The sequence below is a fragment of the Desulfarculus baarsii DSM 2075 genome, assembly GCF_000143965.1.
GTDB classification, from domain to species: domain Bacteria; phylum Desulfobacterota; class Desulfarculia; order Desulfarculales; family Desulfarculaceae; genus Desulfarculus; species Desulfarculus baarsii.
In genome coordinates this window covers 386,624-412,794 of the sequence record NC_014365.1, presented here as the reverse complement: position 1 = coordinate 412,794, position 26,171 = coordinate 386,624, and the positions used below count along the sequence as shown (strand labels likewise).

Annotated in this window: 23 protein-coding genes; 9 read left to right on the top strand and 14 right to left on the bottom strand. The window is 65.7% G+C overall.

The window, feature by feature from the left end:
- Positions 1-71 precede the first annotated feature (71 nt).
- The 4 genes from DEBA_RS01830 to DEBA_RS01815 are packed head-to-tail and all read left to right on the top strand — an operon-like array spanning position 72 to position 5,181.
- On the top strand, positions 72-2,948 hold the full coding sequence (locus tag DEBA_RS01830; RefSeq protein ID WP_013257196.1) for a hybrid sensor histidine kinase/response regulator: 2,877 nt from the start codon (positions 72-74) through the stop codon (positions 2,946-2,948).
- A 54-nt stretch (positions 2,949-3,002) separates the two neighbouring features.
- Positions 3,003-3,692, top strand: a complete 690-nt coding sequence (locus tag DEBA_RS16665) for a DUF434 domain-containing protein (RefSeq protein ID WP_013257195.1) — start codon at positions 3,003-3,005, stop codon at positions 3,690-3,692.
- Positions 3,689-4,678, top strand: coding sequence for a tRNA 4-thiouridine(8) synthase ThiI (locus DEBA_RS18275; protein WP_013257194.1), 990 nt, complete (start codon positions 3,689-3,691; stop codon positions 4,676-4,678). The genes DEBA_RS16665 and DEBA_RS18275 overlap by 4 nt, the downstream gene beginning before the upstream one ends.
- Positions 4,675-5,181: an SRPBCC family protein gene (locus DEBA_RS01815; RefSeq protein ID WP_013257193.1), complete on the top strand. Its 507-nt coding sequence runs from the start codon at positions 4,675-4,677 to the stop codon at positions 5,179-5,181. Before DEBA_RS18275 ends, DEBA_RS01815 begins: the two co-directional genes overlap by 4 nt.
- A gap of 15 nt (positions 5,182-5,196) precedes the next feature.
- Here the strand turns inward: DEBA_RS01815 and DEBA_RS16660 are convergent, their stop codons facing one another.
- Positions 5,197-6,171, bottom strand: a complete 975-nt coding sequence (locus tag DEBA_RS16660) for a DUF1573 domain-containing protein (RefSeq protein WP_013257192.1) — start codon at positions 6,169-6,171, stop codon at positions 5,197-5,199.
- A 117-nt stretch (positions 6,172-6,288) separates the two neighbouring features.
- Here DEBA_RS16660 and DEBA_RS01805 point away from each other — a divergent pair, with 117 nt between their 5' ends.
- Positions 6,289-6,942: a histidine phosphatase family protein gene (locus tag DEBA_RS01805; protein ID WP_013257191.1), complete on the top strand. Its 654-nt coding sequence runs from the start codon at positions 6,289-6,291 to the stop codon at positions 6,940-6,942.
- A 68-nt stretch (positions 6,943-7,010) separates the two neighbouring features.
- Here the strand turns inward: DEBA_RS01805 and DEBA_RS01800 are convergent, their stop codons facing one another.
- From DEBA_RS01800 to DEBA_RS01775, 6 genes are all read right to left on the bottom strand, one after another.
- A complete protein-coding gene (locus DEBA_RS01800; RefSeq protein WP_187288578.1) occupies positions 7,011-9,134 on the bottom strand; it encodes a glucosyltransferase domain-containing protein in 2,124 nt (707 codons plus the stop codon).
- A 127-nt stretch (positions 9,135-9,261) separates the two neighbouring features.
- Complete coding sequence (locus tag DEBA_RS01795) at positions 9,262-9,687, bottom strand: GtrA family protein (protein WP_013257189.1); 426 nt, start codon at positions 9,685-9,687, stop codon at positions 9,262-9,264.
- A complete protein-coding gene (locus tag DEBA_RS01790; RefSeq protein ID WP_013257188.1) occupies positions 9,677-10,558 on the bottom strand; it encodes a WxcM-like domain-containing protein in 882 nt (293 codons plus the stop codon). The genes DEBA_RS01795 and DEBA_RS01790 overlap by 11 nt, the downstream gene beginning before the upstream one ends.
- A 2-nt stretch (positions 10,559-10,560) precedes the next feature.
- Complete coding sequence (locus DEBA_RS01785; RefSeq protein WP_013257187.1) at positions 10,561-11,331, bottom strand: acyltransferase; 771 nt, start codon at positions 11,329-11,331, stop codon at positions 10,561-10,563.
- A gap of 1 nt (position 11,332) precedes the next feature.
- On the bottom strand, positions 11,333-12,286 hold the full coding sequence (locus DEBA_RS01780) for a glycosyltransferase family 2 protein (protein WP_043814926.1): 954 nt from the start codon (positions 12,284-12,286) through the stop codon (positions 11,333-11,335).
- The gene (locus tag DEBA_RS01775; protein ID WP_013257185.1) at positions 12,283-13,377 is read right to left on the bottom strand and encodes a DegT/DnrJ/EryC1/StrS family aminotransferase; all 1,095 of its coding nucleotides are present in this window, start codon (positions 13,375-13,377) and stop codon (positions 12,283-12,285) included. Before DEBA_RS01775 ends, DEBA_RS01780 begins: the two co-directional genes overlap by 4 nt.
- 343 nt (positions 13,378-13,720) lie before the next feature.
- Here DEBA_RS01775 and DEBA_RS01770 point away from each other — a divergent pair, with 343 nt between their 5' ends.
- Positions 13,721-13,975 carry a histidine phosphatase family protein gene (locus DEBA_RS01770; RefSeq protein ID WP_050762194.1) on the top strand — a complete coding sequence of 85 codons (255 nt, stop codon included), beginning with the start codon at positions 13,721-13,723 and terminating at the stop codon, positions 13,973-13,975.
- On the opposite strand, the gene rsmB is transcribed toward DEBA_RS01770, so the two are convergent.
- The 5 genes from rsmB to DEBA_RS01745 form a co-directional block, all read right to left on the bottom strand.
- Complete coding sequence (rsmB, locus tag DEBA_RS01765) at positions 13,965-15,296, bottom strand: 16S rRNA (cytosine(967)-C(5))-methyltransferase RsmB (RefSeq protein ID WP_013257184.1); 1,332 nt, start codon at positions 15,294-15,296, stop codon at positions 13,965-13,967. The two genes, DEBA_RS01770 and rsmB, sit on opposite strands and share 11 nt — an antisense overlap.
- On the bottom strand, positions 15,293-16,249 hold the full coding sequence (fmt, locus tag DEBA_RS01760; protein ID WP_013257183.1) for a methionyl-tRNA formyltransferase: 957 nt from the start codon (positions 16,247-16,249) through the stop codon (positions 15,293-15,295). The genes rsmB and fmt overlap by 4 nt, the downstream gene beginning before the upstream one ends.
- Positions 16,246-16,758 (bottom strand): peptide deformylase, encoded by a 513-nt coding sequence (gene def, locus DEBA_RS01755; protein WP_013257182.1) that lies wholly within the window; start codon positions 16,756-16,758, stop codon positions 16,246-16,248. Before def ends, fmt begins: the two co-directional genes overlap by 4 nt.
- Before the next feature lie 66 nt (positions 16,759-16,824).
- Positions 16,825-17,964, bottom strand: a complete 1,140-nt coding sequence (locus DEBA_RS01750) for a two-component system sensor histidine kinase NtrB (protein ID WP_013257181.1) — start codon at positions 17,962-17,964, stop codon at positions 16,825-16,827.
- 358 nt (positions 17,965-18,322) lie between these two features.
- Positions 18,323-18,958, bottom strand: coding sequence for an alpha/beta hydrolase (locus tag DEBA_RS01745; RefSeq protein ID WP_013257180.1), 636 nt, complete (start codon positions 18,956-18,958; stop codon positions 18,323-18,325).
- A gap of 277 nt (positions 18,959-19,235) precedes the next feature.
- Here DEBA_RS01745 and DEBA_RS01740 point away from each other — a divergent pair, with 277 nt between their 5' ends.
- From DEBA_RS01740 to asnS, 3 genes are all read left to right on the top strand, one after another.
- Entirely contained in the window at positions 19,236-20,075 is an 840-nt protein-coding gene (locus DEBA_RS01740) for a motility protein A (RefSeq protein WP_013257179.1), read from the top strand.
- Positions 20,065-21,129 (top strand): OmpA family protein, encoded by a 1,065-nt coding sequence (locus DEBA_RS01735; protein ID WP_013257178.1) that lies wholly within the window; start codon positions 20,065-20,067, stop codon positions 21,127-21,129. The genes DEBA_RS01740 and DEBA_RS01735 overlap by 11 nt, the downstream gene beginning before the upstream one ends.
- 948 nt (positions 21,130-22,077) lie before the next feature.
- The gene (gene asnS / locus DEBA_RS01730) at positions 22,078-23,442 is read left to right on the top strand and encodes an asparagine--tRNA ligase (RefSeq protein WP_013257177.1); all 1,365 of its coding nucleotides are present in this window, start codon (positions 22,078-22,080) and stop codon (positions 23,440-23,442) included.
- 9 nt (positions 23,443-23,451) lie between these two features.
- Here the strand turns inward: asnS and glgB are convergent, their stop codons facing one another.
- Positions 23,452-25,341 carry a 1,4-alpha-glucan branching protein GlgB gene (gene glgB / locus DEBA_RS01725; protein ID WP_013257176.1) on the bottom strand — a complete coding sequence of 630 codons (1,890 nt, stop codon included), beginning with the start codon at positions 25,339-25,341 and terminating at the stop codon, positions 23,452-23,454.
- Positions 25,342-25,379: 38 nt separating this feature from the next.
- Positions 25,380-26,162 (bottom strand): acetolactate decarboxylase, encoded by a 783-nt coding sequence (budA, locus tag DEBA_RS01720; protein WP_013257175.1) that lies wholly within the window; start codon positions 26,160-26,162, stop codon positions 25,380-25,382.
- Between the last annotated feature and the right edge of the window lie 9 nt (positions 26,163-26,171).

Here is a 26,171-nt window from a genome sequence, read left to right as displayed (position 1 = left end):
CCCGCGTTTGGCCCATACAATCATCTCGGCGGCGGCGATGGCGCGGACCGCCCAAAACGGTGGATGGCTCCATGGATTGGATCCTGCCCAAGCTGGCGGCGGGGCTGGCGGCCTCGGTAATCATCTTCTGCGTCTACGGCCAACTCTACTGGCTGCACCGCCGGCCGTTTTTGGGCGCCTGGGCCGTGGCCTGGGGGGCTTATCTGGCCCGCAATCTGTTGGCCTTTTGGCTGCCGCCGCGTTTCGAGGGCGACAATCCGGCCTTTTGGCTCTACGGCGCGCTGGCTCTGGCCGGGGCCTATAGCCTGCTGGTTGGCTGCCGCCTGCTAGCCGAGCGGCCCGCGCCGCGTTGGCCGTTGGCCATGCTGGGCCTGGGCCTGGCCTGGGCCCTGGCGGCCTATCGCCTGGACCAGAATTACGCCGTGGCCATGGCCCCGGTGCTGGCCGCCACGGCGTTGGTCTACGCCATGGCCGGCTGGAGCCTCATCGCCGAGCGCCGTCTGGACGGCCTTTCGCGGTTGGTGGCCGGTGGGGCGCTGCTGACTTGGGGCCTGGGCCACACGCTGGTGGTGACGCTGTTGCACCACTGGCTGCCCCAGATGCTGGTGTGGGGCCTGCTCTCGGGGGCGGTGTGCGAGGTGGTCACGGCGCTGGCCTTGCTGGTGCTGTTTTATCAAAAAAGCCACGCCGAATTGATCGGCTCGCGCCAGGAGCTGGCCCGCAATCAGAGCCGCCTGCTGGCCGCCCTGGCCAATCTGCCCAGCGCCGTCTACGCCTTTGGCGACGACGGCCGTCCGGTGTTGTGGAACAACGCCGCCCGCGAGCTGACCGGCTACGCCATGGACGAACTGGGCGACGCCCGCCAGGCCCTGGCCCTGCTGCTGCCCGACAAGGCCCAGCGCCGGCTGGTGGCCGAAAGCGCCGGCCGCGCCGTCAGCGCCCAGATCGTCATCGGCGCCAAAAACGGCGCGCGGCGGCACGTGGCCTGGAGCGACGTCTCGGGCCTGGCGCCCATTGAGGGCTGGCGGGCCTGGGGCGTGGCCAGCGACGTCACCGCCAGCCGCCAGGCCCAGGAAAACCTGCGCCGTCAGAGCGAATTCATCTGGGCCATCCTCGAAAACGCCCCGGCCCTGATCATGACCTTCGACACCACCGGGCGGGTGGTCAGCTTCAATCGGGCCTGCCAGCGGGTCACCGGTTTTTCGTCCGAACAGGTGGTGGGCCGGCCGGTCTGGGAGATGTTGATCCCGCCCGAGGACCGTGAAACCGTGCGCCTGTTTTTCGCCGAGTTCGACCCGGCGGCCATCAGGCCCAACCGCGAGCGCCAGTGGCTGACCGCCGACGGCGGCCGGGCGGACGTGGCCTGGAGCACCACGCCCATCGTCGGCGCGGGCGGTGAGGTGGAGTACATGGTGGCCTCGGGCGTGGACGTGACCAGCCAGCGCCGCGCCGAGCAGGCCCTGCGCCAGAGCGAGCTTTTTCACCGCACCCTGCTGGAAAACATGCCCGACGGCATGATCCTCACCGACCTGATCACCGGCGAGGTGCTCCACGCCAACCAGGCCGCCGCGGCCATCCTGGGCTACGAGCACCACGAGTTGGCGGGCATGTTCGGCTTCATGTTTCACCCGCCCGAGCTGCGCCAGCAGGTTTTGCCGATCATCGACGGCATGCGCGGCGGCGTCTGCGATCAGGCCCAGGCCCTGCCCTTCCGGCGCAAGGACGGCCAGATGATCTATTGCGACGCGGCCACCGCCCACATCGAGCTCGACGGCGTTTCGTGCCTGATCATGTTTTTTCGCGACTCGACCACCCGCACCCTGGCCCAGGAGCGGGTCCAGCAGGTGGCCGCCGGCGTGGCCCACAACTTCAACAACCTGCTCATGGCCATCACCAGCAACGCCCAGGCCCTGGGCGACGCCCTGCGGGGCCGGCTGGGCTCCGGCCACCAGCGGGCCCTGCTGCACAACGTGGCTCGCGCCGCCGCCGACGGCCAGGACATGGTCCGCCGGCTGGAGGCCTTTTTGGTCTCGGGATTGTTCGAATCGGCCCGCGAGGAGGTGCTGCAACTGGCCGACGTGGCGCACACGGCCCTGGATCTGGCCCGCGGCGCGCCGGCGGCCAGGAAGGGCGTCAGCTTCGAAATCGAAGTTGATCCGGGTATTTACGTTCGCGGCGCGCGGGGCGAACTGGCCGAGGTGATCCTCAACCTGCTCAAAAACGCCCTCGACGCCGTCGACGGCCGGGGGCGCGTGTGGCTGCGCGGCCGGGTCAACGGCGCCATGGCCGAGCTTGCCGTCAGCGACGACGGCCCCGGCGTGGACCCGCGCATCGCCGAGCGCCTGTTCCAGCCGTTTTTCAGCACCAAGGGCGTGCGCGGCAAGGGCCTGGGCCTGGCCAGCAGCCAGGGCATCATCAAGGCCCACGGCGGCGGCCTGCGCCTGGATTCGGCCCCCGGCCAGCCGACCACCTTCGTGGTCAGCCTGCCCCTGGCCCCGGCCCCGCCGGGCGCGGCGACGCAACCCGAGGAGCCGATCGAAGAGGCGCCCGCGCCAGGACGCGACATCCTGCTGGTGGAGGACGAGGCCCTGGTGGCCATGGGCGCCGAGGCCGTGCTGGGAGCGGCCGGCCACCGCGTGCGCCACGCCGCCGGCGTGGCCCAGGCCCGCCAGGCCCTGGAGGAGCGCCCGCCCGAGTTGTTGATCTGCGACCTGGGCCTGCCCGATGGCGACGCCTGGGACGTGGCCCGCCTGCTGGCCCGCCACGACGCCGCCGCCGGCCGGCCGCCCACGCCAGTGCTGATCATCACCGGCTGGAGCCTGGAGCACGCCGCCATGACCCCGCCCGACGACGTGCCGCCGCCGCGCCGGATCATCCGCAAGCCCGTGGACAAGGCCATGCTGCTGCGGGCGGTTAGTCAGGCTGGGCAAAATGATTCACAACTGTGAACTGCCCGACGGAATACGTTTGCCTTTGCCGGCCATGCCGGCTACAATCAGCTTGTGAACAGCGGAGCCGCGCACATCGATCAGCCGCGGCTGGCGGCCTTGCGGGCCGCCGCCGCCGACGCCAGGGAGTTTCTGGGCCGGGGCTATCCCCGCCGCCGGGTGCTGGAGCTGGTCGGCGACCGCCATGGCCTCGACGCCCAGGCCCGCCAAATGCTGGCCCGGGGCGTGGACGCGCCGCGCCAGGCCGATGCCCGGCGGCGCAAGCTGCTGGGCCTGGAAGACCTGCGCGGGGCGGTGGTGGCCATTGACGGCCACAACGTGTTGATCACCCTGGAGACGGCCCTGGCCGAGGGGCCTCTGCTGTGGGCCGACGACGGGGCCCTGCGCGACATCGCCGCCATCGGCCGCAACCACCGCCCCGGCCCACGCGCCCTGGCCGCCGCCCGGCTGGCCGTGGAGGCCCTGGCCGAGGCCGGCGCGGCAGAGGCGCTGTTTTTCTTTCACCAACGCCTGCCCAAAAGCGGCTGGCTGGCCGGGCAAACGCGGGCCATCGCCGCCGAGATCGGCCTGGCTTGCCTGGCCGAGGCCATCGTCTGGCCGCCAGGCCGCCTGGCCCGGCATCTGGGCCCGGTGGCCAGCGGCGACCGGGTGGTCATCGAAGCGGCCTCGCGACCGCTGGACCTGGCCGGCCGCCTGGCCAGGCAAATGACGCCCCGACCATTTATCGTGAGTCTGTCGCCATGAACCACATCACGGCAAAACATCCGGCCACGGCCCTGGGCCTTTACAGCGGCGGGCTCGACTCCATGCTGGCCGCGCTGGTTTTGCGCCGGGCCGGCGTGGCGGCCCAGGTCGTCACCTTTCAGTCGCCTTTTTTCGCGGCCGAGGCCGCCAGGCGTTCGGCGCTGGCGCTGGACCTGCCCCACCACGTGGTCGAACTGGGCGAGGACTACCTGGCCATGGTCCAGCACCCGCCCCGGGGCCACGGCTCGCAAATGAACCCCTGCGTGGATTGTCACGCCTTCATGCTGGCCCGCGCCGGCCGGTTGATGGACGAACTGGGCCTGGATTTTCTCTTTACCGGCGAGGTGTTGGGCCAGCGGCCCTTCAGCCAGAACCGCGGCGCGCTAAACGCCGTGGCCAACGACAGCGGCTACGCCGATCGCCTGCTGCGGCCCCTTTCGGCCAAGCTTTTGCCGCCCACGGCCATGGAGCGGGCCGGCCTGGTCGAGCGCCAATTGCTGCAAGACATCTCGGGCCGGGGCCGCAAGCGCCAACTGGCCCTGGCCGCCGAGCTGGGCCTGAGCGACTTTCCCAGCCCGGCCGGCGGCTGCCTGCTCACCGAGCCGGGCTTCAGCCGCCGCCTGCGCGACCTCTGGGGCCACGAACCCCAGGCCGGCGCCGACCGCATCGCCCTGCTCAAGCTGGGCCGTCACCTGCGCCTGCCGGCCGGGGCCAAGCTGGTGGTCGGCCGCAACGAGGCTGAAAACCAGGCCCTGGAGCAGGCCATGCCGGATGGCGCCCTGGCCATGCACACCCCCGAGTTCAACGGCCCTCTGGCCCTCTATTTCGGGCCCGAGCACGGCCCCGACCTCACGCTGGCCGCCGGCCTCACCGCCGGCTATGGCCAGTGCGCCCCCGGTGAACGGGCCTTGGTGGCCCTGGGCGACGGCCGCCGCCTGCAAGTCGCGGCCATCGATCGCCGCAAGGCCCAGGAGATGCTCTTATGAGCCTGGACGTGGAGCTGACCGCGGTGCGACGCATCAACGCGCCGCGCCAGTTGGTCTGGCAGGTCTTTTGCGACGTGATGTCCTGGCCCCAGTGGATTCCCGAGGCCAAGAGCGTCCACTGCCACGGCGGGCCGCCGGCCATCGACGCTGGCGCGCGGCTGCTGCTGGACGTGAGGCCCCTGGGCCTGCCGGTGCGCCTGCGGGCCCACGTGGCCCGGGTCACGCCGGGCCGGCGGGTGGACATCGTCGTGCGCTGGCTTGGCGTCACCGGCTGGCAGAGCTACATCTTCGACGACATGGGCGACGGATCCCTGGTCCAGACCCGCGAGCGCCTCAGCGGCTGGCTGCTGGGCCCGCTGCATCTGCTGCGGGCCACGCGGCGGGTGGGCGGCATGGTCGGCCGCTGGCTGGAGGCCCTGGCCGTGGAGGCCCAGCGCCGCCATCAGGCCGAAACGACGCCGCCGCCCGGCCGGCAAGACCAAGCGGCGGCGTTTGGCGGCTGAAGCCCGCGCCGGAGGCTAGTAGATCGTCCCGCGCATGGGCACCTTGAAGACGAACTTGCCCGAGCTGATGGTGATCGTATCCTGGAACGCGCCCTTGGGCAACTTGCCGGGGTTGGGCGTGATCACCAGCAAGAGCTTCTCGCCGGGCTTTTCCCAATACTTGACCAGGTTGAACTTCTCTTTGTCGTAGGTCAGGATCGGCTCCTCGAGCTTGTCAACGCAGGCCCTGGTCAGCTCGATGCTGCGGGCCGCGCCCTTGAGCTTGGCCTCGGTCACCGCGCCAAAGAACAGGATCTCGGGCCGAATGCCGAAAGCGCCCTTGATGTCGCCAACCACCCACACGCTGACCTTGGGCGCGCCGGGCACGCGCAGGAACAACTGGCCGGCGAAGCGGGCCGGCCGGTCCGAGATGGCCTTGACCTTGAGCAGATAGCTCTTGCCGTCGGCGTCGCGCTCCACCCAGGCGTGGCAATAGTCTTTCATGGGGTTTTCCACGCCGGCGACCAGGGCCACGCCGCCCTTGGGGTTGGTCAGCCTGGCCTGGGCGGTGACCTCCTGGCCCAGGCAGCCGTTGAGCTCGATGCGCCGGCCGCCCTCGACCTTGACGGCGCTGAGGGTCTCGCCGACCATGATCAGGGTCACGAAGGGTTGATCGGGGTCGTTGGTGACGACGGTGGCCGTCTTGCGGAAATAGCCGACAATGCCCTCGGTGTCCAGGTTCAAGGTCACCACGCCATATTCGCCGGGCTTGACGGCCTTGTCAAACTGGGCCACGGTGCAGCCGCAGGACGGGTTGACCTCGTCGATGACCAGGTTCATGTCGCCGGTGTTCTGAAAATTGAACTTGGCCACCTGCTGGGAGCCTTCCTCGATGTCGGAAAACTCCACTTCCGTCTTTTCGAAAGCGATCTGCGGCTTGGCGAGCGCTGGCATGACCGTCAGCGACAAAATGGCCAGCAAGAGCAAAATTACGCGGCTGGGCGTGGACATAAACTTCTCCTTGGGGCATCCTCTGGTATGTTTGGACGAGCCATGGTTATTTTTCAGGGCCTAATTATAGCACTCGTCGCCCACAAAACCGCTACGCCACGGGAGCTTTGACCACAAATGCAACGCCGGCAGCAACGAAAACACACCCGCGTCTACCTCTGGCGGCACCCGGAAGTGCGCGGCGTCGCCGATGGCCGGGTCTACGGCAACATGGATGTCGGCCTGACCCCGCGCGGCCAGCGCCAGGTGGCCCTGGTGGCCGAGCGCATGGCCGAAACGCGCCTGGACGCCATCTATTCGTCGGATCTCTCGCGCTCGCTGACCACCGCCGAGGCCGTGGGCCGCGCGCAAAAAGCCCGCTTGCGGCCGGTGGCCGTGCGCGAACTACGCGAACTGAACCTGGGTGTCTGGGAAGGCCTGACCTTCAAGGAAATCATGGAGAAATACCCCGACGCCCTCAAGGCCCGCTACGAAGACCTGGCCAACTTCAAAATCGACGGCGGCGAATCGCTGGAGGAGATGTCCCGGCGGGTGATGCCGGCCTTCGAGCAGATCGTGGCCGATCACCGCGGCGGCGAGGTCTGCGTCGTCTCCCACTCGGGCGTCAACCGCATTTTGCTCACGCGCATGCTCGGCGCGCCGCTGGACCGCATCTTCCGCATCGACCAGGATTTCGCCTGCCTCAACGTCGTCGACATCTTCAACGACGGCACGCCCCTGGTCCGCCGCATCAACGACCTCATGGAAGACCCGGCCTGGCTGGAGCACTGAGGCGCGTTTGGCCTGGCCGCGTCGCCGCGGCTCAACTCGCTTTTCGCCTTTCGGGGCTTTTTTAAAGTTCACTCGTGCATTTTGTCGGGTGTGTCACCAAGCTTGATCAAAAACACGCCGTCGACCTTGGCCACGGAGCCAACCGCTGGCCACGGCCGCATTTTCTTGAAGGCGTCCGTGTACTTCGGCCGTAGGTCGTTCCCGAGACCTTTTACGTTGCCGTAACCGAGCATGGTCAACAGGGAACCGATGCGCCTGACGTTTCCCACTTGATTCCATTCGAAAAACGACGAGCCCAGCCCCTCCCGGCGCGGAAAAATGTTGTTGAACTCGGAGATGCCGAACACGTCGATGACCAGTTGCTGCTTGGGGTCGAAGCCCAGTTCGGCCATGCGGCGATAAATGTCGGCGGCCAGGACCTTGTCGCGGGCCAGGGTGATGGAGCTGGCCGCCGCGTATTGACTCGTGGTCCTGATGGATTGAAACGTCACCGCAATGACGATGGCGGCGCAGATAAAGATGGCGGAGGCCCTTTTGGCCGTGAGCGTGACGATGGCCAGCAGCCAGACGACATAAGGCAGGGAGACGAAGGTTCGGCTGGGGACGACCCCACCGGCGGCGAGGGTCAAAGCGAAGGGGGCCAGCAGCGTCGCTGAAAAGAAGAACAGACTCGAAAGCAGTTTCTTGGGCTGGGGCAGGCTTTTGAGAACCACGCAGGCGCAGGCCGCCACGGACAGCGCCATGACCGCGGTGAGGTTGTCGCTGAATTTTCGCGCCGACCCAGAATAAAACGTCAGCGCTTCGGAAAGAACAAGCTTGAGAACTCGTGACGGGTCATTGAAAAAATGATCAGGCCGGAAAAAGCCGGCGATATATTCCGAGCCAGTGGCGAAAAAGCGTTGGAACAGGAAGTTGATGGCAAGATATAGCATGAAGCCGAGCAGGCCGGTCAACATAAGCCGAATGAAAGTGGAGAATGCTAATTTTACATGGACATCCGGTTGTTCGTCGGGGGCGATGAGCCGCAGCAAAATGGCCCCAGAGCCAGCGGCGACATAGAGTAAAAACAGGGACTGATAGGCCGCAAAGGCCATGGCGATAAGCAACGACTGCACGGCGATGGAGAGTATTGTCCAGCGGGCGCTGGCCGCGTTAGTGAAGCTGTAGTTGCTGCGGACGAAAATATAAAACGCCAACGAAATGAATAACAGGCCAAGTCCCGCCGAAGGCAGGTTGGCGCAGAAGCCGGACAAAAACGGCCATGTCGGAAAAGTGCAGAAGATGGGAAAGGCCAGATAGACGCGCCAATTGAAGCTGAGGTTGTGACCACGCACGATGAGCATGTAGGAAAACGCGATTGTGACGTTGAAGATCAGTTCCGGCAAATAGGGTAGCACGGGCTGGGGCAGCAGATATTTCTCCACCAGATAGGCGAACCACCGTCCCTGGGCGACCCAGCCGACCGGATTAAGCCTGAGGGCCGCCAGCTCATCGTCGGTCGATAAAGTAAAATTGGCGAGGCTATAAAGATTTATGGCCATGGCCATGGCCAGGAACACACCAAACCGCTTTAGCGTTAGACCGTCGTCGAGTAAGTTTTGAAACAATCTGACGCCGGCCTGTTCGAATTCCTCGAGGCGCGACCGGAAAAAGTGAAGAAGGCAGACGACGACGCCGATGATAAGAACGGGCAGGGTGCTCAAGGCTAGCTGCCAGGCGATGAGTCTGTGGATCCGCGGGTCAAAATGAATTTGTGGGTCCGTTGCCGTGGCTTTGGCGATGACCACGATGCCGCCTGGCCGTGCGACATAACTTTTGATTTGGTCTATGCCCGCTGGCCGCTTGATGTCGATGTAAAAACGTCGTCCCAGGTATTCGATCCAGGCCCCATGGATAATAAACATGCCACCTTTGGTGGCCGGATCCCAGCGCAAGGCGGTGCAAGACAGCCCCGCGCCAACTTTGTATGCCAATTCTTGTCGTTCGACGTTGATGATCAGCGTAGCTGACATTATTTGCGAATACTCTTCGCCATCGCCTTTAAAGAATAATTGAGACACGCTTTTAGTGTCGGACGTTACGTCAACAACAAACACCACCTGGCCATACAACGAAAAGGCAAACCACAAGGCGACCGTGATCGCGGCCAATGATGCCGATATCTTGATAATGCGGGCGAGAATATCGCTCAAAGAATAATTCGTGGGGCCACCAGTCATCATAGTCTCCAAAAAACAATTGGAACCTATTCTCTTGCACGGGCCTTCGCAAATCAGAATCCATTCGGCCGGTTTTGGATAAAACAGCCCCGGCGCGCACTCATTTATCGATGATCTTGCCGCTCGGCGCGACTGTTTTTTCAGAGGCTTTTAAAACATATTTATTTAAGAAATAGGTTATCGGAATCATGACCACGATGACGACAAGGGGCGCCAGCTTGGGACTCATGTCCAGCGCCTTCACCAGCCCTTCCAGCAGCAAGGCCGAAACGCCATATTGAACGATGTAAACCACCGGATAAGCGAAGAGGCCTTTCCAGGACAACCGCACGTCAAACACAAAAACCGCGTTGAAATAATAGGCGAAGACAACCCCCAGGACATAGGCGATGAGATAAGCCCAGCGGTAGGTCATGATCAGGTTCAGGGCCAGGTACACGCCGTAGGTGAAGACGGTGTTGACACCTCCGCCAAAGATAAACCTCAGCCAGCGCGGCGTGCGTCGGAGCAGCTGTTCAAGCCGCATTGTTCGGGCTTTTGTGGACCAGGGCCAAAAATTCGGCGTAGTCCCTGATGTAGTCCGCGGGGTCGTAGTAGTGGGAAGTAAAAACGCACAACAGGGTGTCGCCGGAGCATTTATATTGTGTTCCCCAGGTCATGGGCGGCAGGTAAAGGCCCAAGTCTGGCGAATCAAGAAAAACCTCGCAGCGGGTTGCGCCATCATCGACAACCACGGCGCAACCGCCTTTGGCGCAAATCAAGAATTGGTGGCAAACGCGGTGGGCGTGTTCGCCGCGCACCTTCTCGCTGGGCACGTTGAAAACCATGAAATAGCGCTTGACCGCGAAGGGGATGTCCCTGGCGAATTCGCCGAAGACCAGGTCGCCACGAGGGTCGTGCACCAGGCTCAAACGATGCAACGTCACATCGCCGACGTCCAGCCGCACCACCGCGCCCGTCTCCTGAACCTCGGCCTGGCCGCGCCAGGCGAGAACCTGTTGGGCCGAGCGGCTGTCCACGTAGCCGGTGATCCTGGCCGGCGCGCCGGAAACGATGGCGTGGGGCGGCACTGATTGGGCAACCACCGAGCCGGGCTCCACCACCGCCCCCTCGCCCACGCGCACGCCGCGCAGGATCGTCGCGTTGGCGCCGATCCGGCAGTTGGGGCCAAAGCTGACGGTGCTGGCGTCAGCTTCGTCTGGCGGTTGAATGGTCACGCCGGGGCCAAGGCAGGCGCCTCGCTCCAGGCGGACTCCGGGCCACAGTTGAGTGAATCCGGCCACCAAGCAATCGTCGGCGACCGTCGCGCCGGGATAGACCACGACGTGATCGCCCAGCCGCGCCGAGGCCGCGATCGTCGCCCCGGCGCACAAATGGCACAGCTTTGAGCTTTGCACGCTTACGCCTCGCGCTGTTGTTGCCGCGCCTGCAGTTCGTCGAGCCAGCGGCTGACGACTTCCTCGGGGTAGCCACGGCGGAAATGGTTGATCCACGGGTAGGCCTGACGGCCGGTGCCGTCTTTGAGCTTTAGCTGGCTGGCCTCGCACATGATCTTTGCCGGCGAGCCGCTGACGGCCATGCCGTCGGGCACGTCCTTGCCGACCAACGAGTGGGCGCCCACCAGCGTGTTGGCGCCCACCTTCACCCCGGGCAAGACGACCGACATCGTGGCAATGGCCGCGTAATCGCCGATGCTCGCGCCGACCAGGTGCTCGCTGGGCGGCCGGGAGTCGTTGGTCAGCACCACGTAGGGAAATATCCAGACGAAATCGCCGATGGTCGAGAGCTGGCCGATGTGCACGTTGCTGTGGAAACGCACGAAATCGCCGATGACGCAGGAGCCCTGGATGTCATCCAGAGTGCCGATTTGCAGGTTTTCGCCGGCCGTGGTGCCTTCGCGGACGGTGACGCGGTGGCCGGTGATCAGGTTGTCGCCAAAGGTCGATCCCTCATAAAATAGGCTGTGCGACCTGATACGGCCGCCCTTGCCGATGCATAGCGGCTTGCCGTCGGCCCTGGGCGTGGGATAGCCGATCTCGCAAAAAGCCTCAATGACCGAGCCATCGCCAATGATGACGTTGTCGTAAACCACGCAAAAGGGGCCGATGACCACATCGGCGCCAAGTTGCGCTTCGGGCGAAACGATTGCCGTGGGATGAATTCGCGTCATCTCAGCCTTTCTCCGGTTCGCGTGGCGGATGGTTGCTCATCCGCATGGACACGATGGCCAACGGCCGCTGCTTGCTGTTTTCGTAAGCTCGCCAGGCGTAGGTGCCGACCAGGCCCAAACCCAGCAGATTCAGCGCGCCCAGGCAGAGCACGGCCAGCATGGTGGCGGCGTAGCCAGGCACCTGAATCACGCCAAGGAGCTTGGCGAGGATGATCACCGCGCCAAGGGACAGCGACAACGCCGAACCGATGACGCCAAGGCGCATCAGCAGACGGATGGGCAAATCGCTGAAGGCGAAAATGCTGTCGCGCATGTAGTCTATTCTTTTGCGCAGCGTCCAGGACGACTTGCCTTCCTGGCGCTCGCGGCGGTCGTAGCCGACCAGCTTGCGGCGAAAGCCCAGCCAGAAGATCAAAGCGATCAGCGACGAGCGCGACTCCTCCAGTTGCAGCAATTGATCACGAAAGGCCCGGTCGCAGCCGAACACGTCCACGCCGCCCTCGGGCATTTCCGGGGCGATAACGCGGCGGTAGAGGCCCCAAAACAGGCTCGAGGCCAGCCTGCTCAAGGGCGGGTCGTTGCGCGAGTTGCGCGTGCCGATGGCCACGTCGCACTCGTCGGCCTTCAGCGCCCGGAAAAAGTCCAAAATCAGCTCGGGCGGCTCTTGCAGGTCGGCGGCCATGACGGCGAAGTAGCGGCCACGGGCGGCCAGCAAGCCGCTGCGGACGGCCGGAAACGAGCCGAAGTTGCGTGAATGACCCAGCAACTGCGCGGGATAAGGCAGCGAAGGGAGGGCGTCGCGCAGCAGCGCGTAGGACTGATCGGGGCTGCCATCGACGACGAAAACAACTTCCAGCTCCCGGTCCAGACGCTGGTGCATCTCCTCCAGCGCCTGGAGCAGGCGCGGGATGGATGATTGGTTCAGATAAACCGGGATGACAAGGGAATAGGTTATATTGACCAATTATTCACCACCGCGATAACCTGATCGGCTTGGGCGTCGCTCATCTCCGGGTAGCAAGGCAGCGTCAGGATTTCGTCGACCAGGCGTTCGGTGGTTGCCAGCCGCACATGGGCGAAGCGCTCGCCGAACAGGGGCTGACGGTGGTCGGCGATGGGATAGTGCACTTCCGAGGCGATGCCATTGGCGCGCAGATGCTGGCGCAGAGCTTCACGGCGCGGGCAGCGCACGACATAGAGATGGGCCACGTACTCGGGGCCACCCTCGGGCGGCGTGACCACCTCCGGGTGGGCGATGCCCCGGCTCAGGCGGGCGGCGACTTCGCGCCTCCTGGCGTTGGCCGCGTCCAGCTCGGGCAGCAGCGCCGACAGAATGGCCGCTTGCAATTCATCGAGGCGGCTGTTGCGCGCGCCGGGAACTTCGGCCCGGTATTTGCTCGTCCAACCGTATTGGCGCAGCAGCTTCACCCTGGCGGCCAAGTCGGCGTTGTTGGTGGCAACCACGCCGCCGTCGCCCAGGGCGCCCAGATTTTTGGTGGGGTAAAAGCTGAAGCAGGCCGCGTCGCCAAAGCTGCCGGCGGCCTTGCCGTCCAGCCGCGCGCCGTGGATCTGGGCGCAGTCTTCCAGCAGCGGCACGCCGTGCTGGGCGCAGAAGTCGGCGATGGAGGCTATCTGGGGGATGATCAGACCGTAGAGGTGGGTCACCACCACGACCTTGACCCCGTGCTCCACGGCGAGCCGGACCTGTTCCAGCGTCGCGGCCATGCTCTTTTGGTCCACGTCCATGAAATAGGGCTCGGCCCCGCTGGCCAGTACGGCGGTGGTGGTGTACATGCCCGCGTTGGCCACGGTGGCCACCGCGTCGCCGGGGCCAACACCCATGGCCTTGAGGGCCAGTTCAATGGCGTCGGTGCCGTTGGCCAGACCCGCGCAGTGGTCTAGGCCCAGATAGGCGGCGAAGTCCTGCTCGAAGCGGGCCACTTCCGGGCCCAGAACAAACCAGCCGCTGGCCAGCACGCGCTGCATGGCCGCGCTGATCAATGACTGGTATTTGTTTGCTTTAGCGGTGAGATCGTTCAGCAGCATTATTTTTTGGGTGGTTGAAACGCCACCCCCCCCCATGAAAATCTAAGCCGCACCAAGACAAGGGCCCCAAAAAAGCCTCCGGCGCGCATGGTGTCACGGCGCCGGCCGGCGATGTGGGCCGACGCTCACGCCGCGGCATAATTATGCGTATGGCTTGGCCTCGGACGTTGGCTTGGCTGGCCACGCGATTCTGAAGCGGACCGGGGCCGAAGCCAAAGAGCGACCCCGCCAGCTATGACAATATATTATTATAAATAGGCCCTTAAATACTGTCAACGCCAGGGAGATGGCGTGGGCGCGTTTGGTCGATGGAATTGGCAGATGGCCATTCTGGTGGTGGGTGATGCCGGCCTTCGAGCAGATCGTGGCCGATCACCGCGGCGGCGAGTTCCGCGTCGTCTCCCACTCGGGCGTCAACCGCATTTTGCTCACGCGCATGCTCGGCGCGCCGCTGGAGCGCATCTTCCGCATCGACCAGGACTTCGCCTGCCTCAACGTCGTCGACATCTTCAACGACGGCACTCCCCTGGTCCGCCGCATCAACGACCTCATGGAAGACCCGGCCTGGCTGAAGCACCGAGGCGCGTTCAGGCCTTGACCAGCCTGGCGGCGAAAAATGAATCCGCCGCCATCGGCCGGGGAAAGCTGCGCCAAAAACCGTCCGCGCCGATCATTTCGCCAGCCGCCTCCGCGCCGGCCCAGCTCGGCCGCAGCTCGGGCCGCGCGGCCAACAGCGCCCGGGCCACGCCTTCGTTTTCGGCCTCGGCCACCGTGCAGGTGCAATAGACCAGCGCCCCGCCGGGGGCCAGCAAACGGGCGGCGTTGCGCGCCAGCGCCAGTTGAATTCGGGCCATGGCCGCGCTGTCGGCCGGGCTCCTGCGCCAGCGGATGTCGGGCCGCCGGCCGATGACGCCCAGGCCGCTGCACGGCGCATCGACCAAAATCGCCTCGAAAAGCCGGCCGCCGCCATCCCATGCGGCCCCGTCGGCCAGCACCGGTTCGACGATCGTCACGCCCAGCCGGGCCATGTTTTCGGCCAGGGCCTCCAGCCGGCCGGCCGAGTCGTCCACGGCCACGATGCGGCCCTGGTTGGCCATCAGCGCGGCCAGGTGGCCGCTCTTGCCGCCCGCGCCGGCGCACAGGTCCAACACCGTCATGCCAGGCCCGACGCCCAGCAGCCGGCCCAGGGCCTGGGCCCCGGCGTCCTGGGCCTGCCACAGGCCCTCGCGGAAACCGGGCAGATCCCACAACGGCCCGGCCGCGCCACGCACGATCAGCGCCTCGGGGGCCAGGGCATGGGCCTCGACCGCTTCGCACACGGGCGCAAGCGACTCGGCCACCTGGGCCGGCGAGGCCTTGAGGGCGTTGACCCGCAGGCACAGCGGCGGCTGGCTTTGGTTGGCCTGGGCCCAGGCCGCGGCTTGCTCCAGGCCAAAGCGCCGGGCCAGCGGCTCCAGCAGCCAGCGGGGGTGCGAATGCCTCAGGCAGAGGCGATCGAGTTCATCGCCGGGCGGCTCGGCCTGGGCCGCCGCCGGCAAGGCGCGGGTCAGGGCGCGCAACACGCCGTTGACCAGGCCGCTGGCCTTGGCCGCCGGGCCGGCCTTGACCGCCTCGACCGTGGCGCCCACCGCCGCGTGGGCCGGCGTGGCCAAGACAACCAGCTCGGCCGCGCCCAGGCGCAGGGCGGCCCGCACAGGGGCGTCCAGTTTGGCCAGGGGCCGGCTGACCAGGGGCGTCAGCAGGTGATCCAGCCAGGCCCGGTGGCGCAAGACCGTGTGCGTCAGGTTGGTGGCCATGGCCTTGTCGCGGGCCTGGGCGGCGGGGTGGCGCTGAAAGGCGCGGCTCAGCAGCTTGTCCAGGTGCTTGGGTGAGCTTTCCAGTTGGACCAAGACATCCAGGGCGGTCAGGCGAGGGTTCATGGGCCGCACAAGAATTGGCCCGGGGCCAGGCGCGCGCCGCGCAGAAACTCGGCGGCGGGCAGGCGGCGCTTGCCCGGGGCCTGGGCGTGGCCCACGGCCAGGGCCCCTTGGCCACAGGCGACGGTCAACATGTTGGGGGCGGCGGCCGGCGGGGCCAGGATCAGGCCCGGCGGGGCGGCCTGGTTGTCGGGCAAGACCAGCGTCGGGCCGAACAGGCGCAGCGGCCCGGCCGGCGTGGGGCAGAAAGCGCCGGGCCAGGGGTCCATGCCCCGCACGTGGCAATCGAGTTGGCGGGCCGGGCGGGCCCAGTCGATGAGGCCTTCGTCCTTGGTCAGGCGGGGGGCGTGGCTGGCCAGGGCGTGATCTTGCGGGCGGCGCTTGGCCTGGCCGGCGGCGATCTGGGCCATGGCCCGCACCAGCAACGCCGCGCCCTGACGCGCGAGCCTCTCGGCCAGGCTGCCGGCGGTGTCCTGGGCTTCGATGGGCGTGGGCTCCTGCAAAACGATGTCGCCGGTGTCCAGACCTTCGTCGATGAACATGACGCTGGCGCCGCTTTGCTCCAGGCCGGCCAGCACCGCGCGCTGGATCGGCGCGGCCCCGCGCAGGGCCGGCAGCAGCGAAAAATGCACGTTGAGCGCGCCCAGGGGCGGTATTTGCAACACCGCCGGCGGCAACAGCCGGCCATAGGCCAGGGCCACCACCAGCTCGGGCCGGGCCTGGGCGGTGAGGCTGATCAGTTCGGCCATGGTCGCGGGTTGGGCCACGACGAGCCCCAAGGCCTCGGCCGCGGCGGCCACGGCCCCGCGCGTCAGCTTGCGGCCGCGGCCCTGGGCCCGGTCGGGCTGGGTGATCACCAGCTCCACGCGGTGGCCGGCGGCCACCACGGCCTCCAGCGAGGGCGCGGCCATGGCCGGCGTGCCCATGAAAACCAGGCGCAGGCTTTTTTCCGTCACTGGCCGTCGCGCCGCAGTTGCTTGAGCCGCCGCTTGCGGTACATCGCCCGCTTCAGGCTGCTGATATGATCGAGGAACAGCACGCCGTCCAGGTGGTCGATCTCGTGCTGCAGGCACACGGCGGTGAGGCCTTCGGCCTCAATGCGCAGGTCGTTGCCCTCCAGGTCGCCGGCCTCGACGACAACCTCGGAGGCGCGAACCACGTCGGCGCGGTAGTCGGGCACCGACAGGCAGGCCTCGTCCCAGACCAGTTGGCCCCGCTTGGCCACCACGCGCGGGTTGATCAAGACCATGGGCGTGCCGCGCTTGTCGTCCTCGGCGGTGTCGACCACCACCATGCGGATGGCCCGCCCCACCTGCGGCGCGGCCAGGCCCACGCCCGGCGCGTCGTACATGGTGTCGATCATGTCTTGGGCCAGACGACGCAACTCATCGTCGACGCGGTCGATTTCGGCGCATTTTTCGGCCAGGACCGGGTCGGGGTATTTGCAAATGGGCAAAATGGCCATCACAGCCCCCAGAAAAATCGATAATACGAGCGGATGTCAGGGATTATAACGCCGGCGGCGAAATGTTCAAGCCTCGTCGGGCCCCGCCTGGCCGGGCCGACGACCGTGGGCCGGCGGCAGCTTGAGCGTGGCCACGGCCCCGCCGCCCTGGGCCGGGGCCAGGGTCAGTTTGCCGTCGTGGTCGCCGACGATGCGCCGGGCCACGGGCAGGCCCAGGCCGGTGCCGCCCTTTTTGGTGGTGTAAAAGGGCTTGAAGACCTGGCCGGCGGCGTTGACTCCCAGTCCCGCGCCGTGGTCGCGCACGCGCAGGCGCGCCCCGCCGTCGGAGGATTGATCGAGGCCGATCTCCAGCCTGGGCTCCGGCCCGCTGGCCTGGATGGCGTTGATGATGATGTTGCGCAGCACCTGGCCGATGCGGTCGGGATCGGCCAAGACCGGAGGCAGGTTGTCGTCGATGACCAGTTGGATATGCGCGCCGGCCAGGTCCGGGGCCAGGCTGGCGAGGACGCCGCCAAGAATGTCGGCCAGGCTCGCCTCTTGCCAGCGGTATTCGGTGGGCCGCGAAAGGTCGTTTAGCTCGTTTAGCATGTGCTCCAGGCGGGCCACCTCGTCGATGATGATCTGGAGCTTGCGCTTGCCGGGCTCGGAGATGCCGGTCTCCTTGGTGAGCTGGCGGGCGAAACCGCCGATGGAGGTCAAAGGCTGGCGAATCTCGTGGCCCACGGTGGCCACCATCTGGCCGACCACGGCCAACGTTTCGGAACGCTTGATCTTTTCGGTGAGGCCCTGCTTTTCGCTGAGATCGCGCATGATCGCCGTGAACAGGTATTGCCCGTCGACCTCGGCCACGCTGAAGGTCAGATGAATGGGCAACACGCCGCCGTCGCGGCGCTCGGCCTGCAACTGCATGGGGTGGCCCATGGTTTTCTGACGCCCGGTGCGGGCCAGGCGCTCGATGTAGGAATGATGGCTGCGGCGGAATTGGGCCGGGATCAGCGGGGCCATGTCGCGGCCCAGCAACTCCTCGCGGGCGTAGCCGAACATCTTCTCGGCCGCCCGGTTCATGAAGACCACCTCTTGGCTCTGGTTGACCGTGACCACGGCGTCCTGGGCCGTGTCGACGATCTGCCGGAATTTTTCCAGCTCCTGCACCACCTCGCGCAACTGCGCGACGCACTCATCGATGACTTGGGGGCGATCTTCCATCCGCGCTCCGCCTGGCAAAATCACAGATTCCCTTATCGTGGCACGATTCCTCGCCCCGCGCAAGACGGCCACGCTCGCAAAAAAAGGTTCAGGGCCGGGGGGACCGGCCCTGAGCGGGGTGGGGAGAAAGCCGAGGATGGCTCTCTGATGGGGATGCCGCCCCCCGCGCGGATTCTGCTCTGCGATAGAGCACGCTCCCGGGCTCGATGGGGGGCGCCGCGGGCGTACGCCCAGGATTGATATGGTGCATTAACCCTTGCCGGCGAGACTATCAAACCATCACCTGGCCTGTCAAGATTATTTTCCAGATGTTGTGGCGGATCACGAAGCCTGGCACTAAATGTTGAATAATGAATCACTACACCGCCGGCCCGGAGGCCGACAGCAAAAGCCCCCGCGAAGCCTGGGTCAGTACACTCTCACCACCCCACCAGAAATGATCGCCGCCCTTGCTCACCTCCAGGCGGCAGCGTGCACCCGTTTGGCGGCAATAAGCCTCCAAGCGGCCCACGTCGGTGAACTCGTCGGCCGAACCCACCATGATCAAAAGCGGCCCGGCCTGGACCGGCCATGGCGCCAACTCCCCCAAAACCAAGGGCGGAGAAGCCCATAGCCCACAGGCCAACCCGGTCAGGCGCGTCGCGGCCAGTGAACCGATCAGACTGCCGAAACTGTAGCCCATCAGCGCCAGAGGGCCCTTTTGCCGCTGAGCCAGCCAACCGGCCACGGCCAAGACATCCTCGGCTTCGGCCGCGCCGCCGCCGTGGCGGCCCGTGGAACGGCCCACGCCGCGAAAATTGAACCGCAACGCGCTCCAGCCGGCGGCCAGCGCCCCCCGCGTCAACGCCCATACCACGTTGTTATCCATGCTCCCGCCATAATTTGGGTGCGGGTGCAACACCACCGCCGCGCCCCTGGCCCCCTCCAACGGGCTGTAGGCCGCCTCCAGGCTGACGGCTTCATCGACGGCGATGGTCACTTTCAACTCACTCACGGCGGCCTCCCCTCTGTCACGCTCAACGACCTTGGCCCGATTCTACGCCGATAAGCCGCCCCGGCGAAAGGGTGGCGCTCGTCAATTTTTTGGCGAAGCACGCCTCTTTTTGGCGGCAAGGCAATAACTGCCGAGCCGCCAAGGCGGACCAACACAACGGCCATCATAGCAAAAAGCCCGCCATCACGCCATGTTAGCCCAAAATGTTCGATGCCGTGATTTTGGCACGCAACTTGAATGCCTTCAGGCCAAGGCAAACCAACCCGGAGGAAAACCCATGAGCCGCAAAAATTACCTCATCATGGCCGCCGTGGCCGTGGCCCTGCTCGTCGCCTTCTGGGCCAGCGGCAGCCTGCTGATGTTCTTCAATCCCCTGGGGTTGCTCTTGGTGCTGGGCGGCACGCTGTCGGCGGCCTGGGTCGCCTTTCCGCGAACCACCCTGCTGGGCCTGTGGGAACAGATGTCGGGCCTGCGCCAGGCCAAGGTGCTTAGCGCGCGGCAACTGGTCGAACTCTTTTATCAATTGGGACGCCTGCGCCGTTTTCGCGGCGTGCGCCACATGGAGGAGCTGGCCGAAGGCAACGACAACCAGTTCCTGCGCATGGCCGTGGCCATGGTCGCCGACGAACGGCCCGCCGCCGATATCGCCCAGCGCCTCGAACAAGAAATGGACTTTTTCCTGGCCCGCCGCGAATCTCAACGGGCGGTGCTTTCGTTCATGGGCCGCCTGGCCCCGGCCTTTGGCCTGGCCGGCACGATGATCGGCCTGATCCGCATGCTGCATACCCTCAGCGACCCCACCGCCGTGGCCTCGGGCATGAGCGTGGCCCTGCTGACGACCTTCTACGGCCTGATGATCGCCAACCTGGTCGTGCTGCCCTTGGAGCGCAAGCTCAAGGAACACAACCGCGCCGAGGCCGTCGAGATGGCCCTGATCACCGAAGGCGCCGTGGCCCTGGCCCAAGAAACCAACGCCTCGGCCGTGGCCGCCCGCCTGGCCTCGTTCCGCTACGCCGAGGAAGCCCAGGCCGCCGGCCCACGCCTCAACATCAAGGGCGCGCTGGAATCCCTGCGGGCGGTGGCCGCCGGGCTGCGGAAGGTGAGCGATGAGCGCTGACGGCATCGCCCTCGACCTGATGCCCCTGGCCGGGCCGCCACGGCCCGAGCCCGAAGCCGCGCCCGCCACGGAACCCCAAGCCACGGACGCAGAGCCCCGGGCCAACGCCAACGCCGCCGACAGCGACACCATCGTCCGCCGTCGCCTGCGGCCTCTGGCCCGCTTCGCCCAAGGCGAGGAAAGCCCCAGCTTCTACCTGTCGCTTTCCGACCTGATGTGCCTGCTGCTGGTCTTTTTCGTACTGATCTACAGCCTCTCCGGCCACGAAAAACCGACGGACCAGCCCGGGCCGGCCCAACAGGCCGCCGTCGAGATCGCCGAACCCGCCGAGCCCGCCCAGATCGCGTCGGCCCCGGCCGCGCCAGGCCTGCCCAACGCCCAGGCCGCCCCCGACGACCTCAGCCGCGCCGCCCTGGCCCTGGCTAGCGCCGGCCAAAGCGACCCGGCCCTGGCCGATCAGCCCGCGCCCCAGCCCACCCCCGAACCACAACCCGTGGATCGAGGCGTCACCCTCGATCGCGCCCTGCTGACCATGGTCAGCGCCAGCACGGCCACCCCGGCCGACGCCGTGGCCACCGAGGAAAACAGCCTGGACTCGCTGCTGGATCAACTGCGCGCCGCCGCCGGCGAAGGCATGCCCGGCGCGGCCGGCCAACCCGCCGAAGGCCTGCAAATCACCTCCGCCGAAGGCCGCCTGGTCATCCGCCTGCCCGAAAACATCACCTTTGACCTGGGCCAGGCCCTGCTCAAGCCGGTCATGGCCGAAACCCTGGGCCGCTTGGCCCCGGTGGTCCTGCGTAACCCCCAATGCCAGGTCATCGTCACCGGACACACCGACGACCTGCCCATCAGCACGGCCCAGTTCGCCTCCAACTGGGAGCTGAGCGCCGCCCGCGCCGCCGCCGTGGCCAGGGCCCTCACCGCTCACGGCGTGCCCGCCGGACGCCTGCACATCCGGGGCATGGCCGACCAAAGCCCCCTGCTGCCCAACGATAGCCCCGAAAATCGCCAGCAAAACCGTCGCGTGGAGATTGAGCTGCGCGCTATCGGTTAGTGACGCGGCACGCCCACGGCTGGTGTTGGTTGGGTTTGGCCGAAGCGATGTGGTCGGCTTGAAAATGTGGAAGATCAAGATTTGAGGTAAGAACAAGGCAAAGGCGAAGGCGGAAGAAAGAAGATAGAAGAAAAATAAGAATCAAGAAGAAAAATCAAGAAGAAGAAGAAGAAAAAAAAGAAAAAGAATAAGCAAAAGCCATGCGGGGCGGGGAGGGGGCTCTTTACGCTAAACCGCCCCCTCGCCCGCCCCGCGCCCCACCCCACCCCCGCAAAGCAAGGTGGCCGACTTTTAGTTTCGTGTTTGTAGGTATGACGACCATAGGATCGGTCCTGAGCATTGCCGCGCCGCGAAGATTGTTGCCGGTTGCCGGTGGCGTTACTGGAAGCTGACGCGCGGGGCGCGCGCCAGCTACGGCCAAGGTTGGTTGTGCCCGGAAAAAGAGAAGATTTAAGAAAGAAGAAAGAAGAAAGAAGAAAGAAGAAAGAAGAACAATAAGCTTCGTCGTCGCGGCTGCTTTGATAGCGGCCTCACACCGGGAGCTACGGAGGGTAGGTGTCATTGCGGCCTACTCGACCCGCCTTGCCTGGCCGGGCACCGGCCCCGCTCTGCCAGGCCGGGCGCCGGCCCACCGGGAGCTACGGCCAAGGTTGGTTGCCCCCGGAAAAAGAAAAGAGTTAAGAGGGAAAGGTGCTTTTGTTTATGCCATGAAATTGCGAAGCAATTTCATGGAATGCAGAGCAACAAGATTACCCACGCGGCCGCGCTGCGAAAAGACAATGTGCATGGTTCGATTGCGGAGCAATCGAACCATGTGCTTTTCTTTTTGGAGGGGGGTGCGGGGGGAACCTTTTTCTTTTGGCACAAAAGAAAAAGGTTCCCCCCGCGAGGTTTTTCTTAGGTTTTCCTGGGTTACAATAGGCGTCTGGAGAGAAAGGGGGTTTTGGCATGGACAGGACGCGGGTAAGGCGGGCGTTGGCGGCGACGGAGGCGCTGGGTTTGGTGTTGATCCGGGGTTGGGCGCGCACCAGGCGCGAATCCAAGGGCCTGGTTTTTCTGGAGATTAACGACGGCTCGTGCCTGGGCAACTTGCAGGTGCTGGTGGCGGAGGATTCGGCGGCGTGGGGGGGCTTGGGCGAGGTGAGCACGGGCGCGGCCCTGGAGGTTGTGGGCCGTCACCAGGCCTCGCCGGCCAAGGGCCAGGCTTGGGAGCTGCATGCCGAGGGCCTGCGGGTGCTGGGCGTGGCCGACCCGGAGAGCTATCCCTTGCAGAAGAAGCGGCATGGCGACGAGTTTTTGCGCACGATCGCCCATTTGCGTCCGCGCACCAACAAATATGGGGCGATGTTTCGTATTCGTGCACGGGCGGCGCTGGCGGTGCACGAGTTTTTTGGCCAGCGCGGGTTTTGTTGGGTGCACACGCCGATCATCACCGGCAGCGACTGCGAGGGCGCCGGCGAGATGTTCCGCGTGACGACCTTGCCGCCGGGCGAGGTTGATTTGGCGGCGGATTTTTTTGGTCGGCAGGCTGGGTTGACGGTTTCGGGGCAGTTGGAGGCCGAGCCTTTCGCCCTGGCTTTGGGCGACGTGTACACCTTTGGGCCGACTTTCCGGGCGGAAAACTCCAACACGCCGCGTCACGCGGCCGAGTTCTGGATGATCGAGCCGGAGATGGCCTTTGCCGATCTGGCCGACGACATGGCCTTGGCCGAGGATTTCACCAAGGATTTGACGCGCCGTGTTTTGGCCGATTGCGGCGAGGATCTGGCCTTGTTCGAGCGCTTTGTGCAACCGGGCCTGCTGGCCGGTCTGGCGGCCATGGTCGAGGGGCCTTTCGAGCGGGTGAGCTATGGCCAGGCCATTGATATTCTGGCAAAAGCTGGCCGGCAATGGGAGTACGCGCCGCAGTGGGGCGCGGATTTGCAGACCGAGCACGAACGCTTTTTGTGCGAGGAATATTTCCGGCGGCCGGTGATCGTTTTCGATTATCCCAAGCAAATCAAGCCCTTTTACATGCGGCAAAACGATGACGGCCGCACGGTGGCGGCCATGGACCTGCTGGTTCCCCGGGTGGGCGAGCTGATCGGCGGCAGCCAGCGCGAGGAGCGCCTAGGCGTGCTGGAGGCGCGCATGGGTGAGTTGGGCCTGAGCGCCGAGGATTATTGGTGGTATCTGGACACGCGGCGTTTCGGCTCGGCGCCCCACGCCGGTTTCGGCATGGGTTTCGAGCGCTTTTTGCTGATGATCACCGGCGCGGGCAACATCCGCGATGTCATCGCCTACCCGCGCACGCCGCGGCATTTGGGTTTTTGACGCCGGGGCCTATTGTTGGCCGGCCGGGCGCAGGAGCATCAGCGCCAGCGGCGAAAGGGTCAGGCTCAAGTGATATGGCCGGCCGTGGACCTGGCCGGGCCAGGCCTCGACCAGCGGGCCGTTGACCAGGCCCGAACCGCCGTATTGGCTGGCGTCGCTGTTGAGCGCCTCGACCCAGGGGCCGCCGACGTCCACGCCGATGTTGTAGCCGTGGCGCGGCACGGGCGTGAAGTTGAACACGGCCAGCACCTGCCGGCCTTGGCCGTCCAGGCGCAGGAACGTGAGGACGCTCTGGTCGGCGTCGGCGCAGTCGACCCACTGAAAGCCGCCGGGCTCGCAGTCGAGCCGGTGCATGGCCGGCTCGGCGGCGTAGAAGCGATTGAGGTCGGCCACCCAGCGTTGCACGCCCTGGTGCGGGGGGTATTGCAGCAAATGCCAGTCCAGGCTGGTTTCGTAGTCCCACTCGCGCCACTGGGCCAATTCGCCGCCCATGAACAACAGCTTCTTGCCGGGCTGGGCGAACATGCAGCCGTGCAGCAGGCGCAGATTGGCGAACTTTTGCCATTCGTCGCCGGGCATTTTGCCGATCAGGGTCGATTTTTCGTGGACGACCTCGTCGTGACTCAGCGGCAGCACGAAGTTCTCGGCGTATTGATACATGCTGCGAAAAGTTATGTCGTTTTGGTGATAGCGGCGATGCACCGGGTCCAGGGCCATGTATTTGAGCACGTCGTTCATCCAGCCCATGTCCCACTTGAAGCCAAAGCCCAGCCCGCCCAGATAGACCGGTCGGCTGACCATGGGCCAGGCGGTTGACTCCTCGGCGATGATCTGCACGCCGGGGATCTCGCGATAGGCGTCTTCGTTGAGCCGGCGCAAAAACGATATGGCCTCCAGATTTTCGTTGCCGCCGTATTGGTTGGGGATCCACTGGCCGGGCTGGCGCGAATAGTCCAGGTGGATCATCGAGGCCACCGCGTCCACCCTCAGGGCGTCGGCGTGCATGAACTCCAGCCAGAAAAAGGCGCTGGAGAGCAAAAACGAGCGCACCTCGTTGCGGCCATAATTGAAGATGGCGCTGTCCCAATCGGGGTGATGTCCTTGGCGCGGGTCGGCGTGTTCGAACAGATGCGAGCCGTCGAAAAACTTCAGGCCGTGTTCGTCGGCCGGAAAGTGGCTGGGGGCCCAGTCCAGGACCACGCCGATGCCGGCCTGGTGCAGCGTGTCGACCAGATACATGAAATCCTGCGGCGAGCCATAGCGGCTGGTCGGCGCGAAATAGCCGGTGATCTGATAGCCCCACGAGCCGCCGAAGGGGTGCTCCATCACCGGCATGAATTCCACGTGGGTGTAGGCCATTTCGCGGCAATAGTCGACCAGCAGCGGGGCCAGCTCGCGGTAGGTCAGCCAGCGATTGCCCTCCTCGGGCTTCAAGCGCCACGAGCCCAGGTGCAGTTCGTAGATGCTCATCGGCTCGCGGTGGGCGTTGGCCTTGGCCCTGCGCTTGAGCCAGGCGGCGTCGCCCCACTCGTAGGCCCGCGGCCAGATCACGCTGCCCGTCGCTGGCGATTGTTCGTGATAAAAGCCGAAGGGGTCGGCCTTGTCGACCTTGTAGCCCTTGAAGCGCGAGCGGATGTGATACTTGTAGCGCTGACCCACCCGCGCGTCCTTGACAAAGGCCTCCCAAATCCCGGAGTCGCCCCGCAGTTCCATGGCCACGGCCGACTTGTCCCAGTCGTTGAAATCGCCGATGACGTGGACCGACCGCGCGTTGGGCGCCCACACCGCGAAGTGGCAACCGTCGGCCACCGGATGCGCGCCCATCTTGGCGTGCAGGCGGCTGTGGCTGCCCTCGTTGAACAGATGCAGGTCGAATTCGGTCAACAAGCCGCGCGTCACGGTGTTTCTCCTTTGGCGGCGGGCCGGGCGGCCACGCCTTATTTTTTCGTTTCGACCTCGTGCAGGTCGGCGGACTTGTCGTCGCCCAGGCCCACGTTCAGGAAATCGCCGCTGGTGGGCAGTTGAACGCGCAGGCCCGGGATGGCGTCGATTTGCACGGTGGCGTTTTCGATTTCGACGGCCAGCAGGTGGCCGCCGGCCTGGCGGTCGGCGCGCAGAAAGTGCAGGTGATAGCCCGGCGCGCCCAGGCCCTTGACGTAGGCCGGCGAGAGGAAGCCGACGATGTCGCCCTGGACGTCGTCGAACTGGAACACGGCCTGCTTTTTGACCACCTCGACCAGGCGGGGATAGGGCCTGGTCTGGCGGGGCACGCTGCGGGCGGTGACGTGCTTGAAGCCGCCGCTGACGCGGATGGCGTAAAAAAGGTTGGGGCTTTCGATGGCCTTGTCGATGGCGGCCTGGAGGCCGGCCATGTCCATGGGGCCCTTGACCTCGAAGGCCTTTTCGGGGGCGAAGGCGGTGACCTGGGCAAAGGGCGTGCGGGCCGAGGCGGGCATCAGCTCGACCTTGCCGCTGAAGGGCGCCTGGTAGGCCTTGCCGTCGATGACGACCATCTCGCCGTCCAGGCCGTTGAAGGTGCCCAGGCCCAGATCGCCGTGGCCCAGCAGCTCGGCCATGGTCAGTTGGCCGTCGTAGACGCCTTCGAGCAGGGCGTCGAGGGTGGAGTATTGATAGAGCGTCTGCTCCTGGGCCCGCGCGCCGGCGGCGGCCAGCAGCAGGATCAGGGTGGCGAGGGCGCAAAGGCGCGGGAAGTTTTTCATTACGCTGTC

Bases quoted from the DNA above. Each gene is read 5' to 3' on its own strand.
- DEBA_RS01830 (WP_013257196.1), top strand. From the start codon at position 72: ATGGATTGGATCCTGCCCAAGCTGGCGGCGGGGCTGGCGGCCTCGGTA.
- DEBA_RS18275 (WP_013257194.1), top strand. From the start codon at position 3,689: ATGAACCACATCACGGCAAAACATCCGGCCACGGCCCTGGGCCTTTAC.
- DEBA_RS01815 (WP_013257193.1), top strand. From the start codon at position 4,675: ATGAGCCTGGACGTGGAGCTGACCGCGGTGCGACGCATCAACGCGCCG.
- DEBA_RS16660 (WP_013257192.1), bottom strand. From the start codon at position 6,171: ATGTCCACGCCCAGCCGCGTAATTTTGCTCTTGCTGGCCATTTTGTCG.
- DEBA_RS01805 (WP_013257191.1), top strand. From the start codon at position 6,289: ATGCAACGCCGGCAGCAACGAAAACACACCCGCGTCTACCTCTGGCGG.
- DEBA_RS01795 (WP_013257189.1), bottom strand. From the start codon at position 9,687: ATGCGGCTTGAACAGCTGCTCCGACGCACGCCGCGCTGGCTGAGGTTT.
- DEBA_RS01785 (WP_013257187.1), bottom strand. From the start codon at position 11,331: ATGACGCGAATTCATCCCACGGCAATCGTTTCGCCCGAAGCGCAACTT.
- DEBA_RS01775 (WP_013257185.1), bottom strand. From the start codon at position 13,377: ATGCTGCTGAACGATCTCACCGCTAAAGCAAACAAATACCAGTCATTG.
- DEBA_RS01770 (WP_050762194.1), top strand. From the start codon at position 13,721: ATGCCGGCCTTCGAGCAGATCGTGGCCGATCACCGCGGCGGCGAGTTC.
- rsmB (WP_013257184.1), bottom strand. From the start codon at position 15,296: ATGAACCCTCGCCTGACCGCCCTGGATGTCTTGGTCCAACTGGAAAGC.
- def (WP_013257182.1), bottom strand. From the start codon at position 16,758: ATGGCCATTTTGCCCATTTGCAAATACCCCGACCCGGTCCTGGCCGAA.
- DEBA_RS01750 (WP_013257181.1), bottom strand. From the start codon at position 17,964: ATGGAAGATCGCCCCCAAGTCATCGATGAGTGCGTCGCGCAGTTGCGC.
- DEBA_RS01740 (WP_013257179.1), top strand. From the start codon at position 19,236: ATGAGCCGCAAAAATTACCTCATCATGGCCGCCGTGGCCGTGGCCCTG.
- DEBA_RS01735 (WP_013257178.1), top strand. From the start codon at position 20,065: ATGAGCGCTGACGGCATCGCCCTCGACCTGATGCCCCTGGCCGGGCCG.
- asnS (WP_013257177.1), top strand. From the start codon at position 22,078: ATGGACAGGACGCGGGTAAGGCGGGCGTTGGCGGCGACGGAGGCGCTG.
- budA (WP_013257175.1), bottom strand. From the start codon at position 26,162: ATGAAAAACTTCCCGCGCCTTTGCGCCCTCGCCACCCTGATCCTGCTG.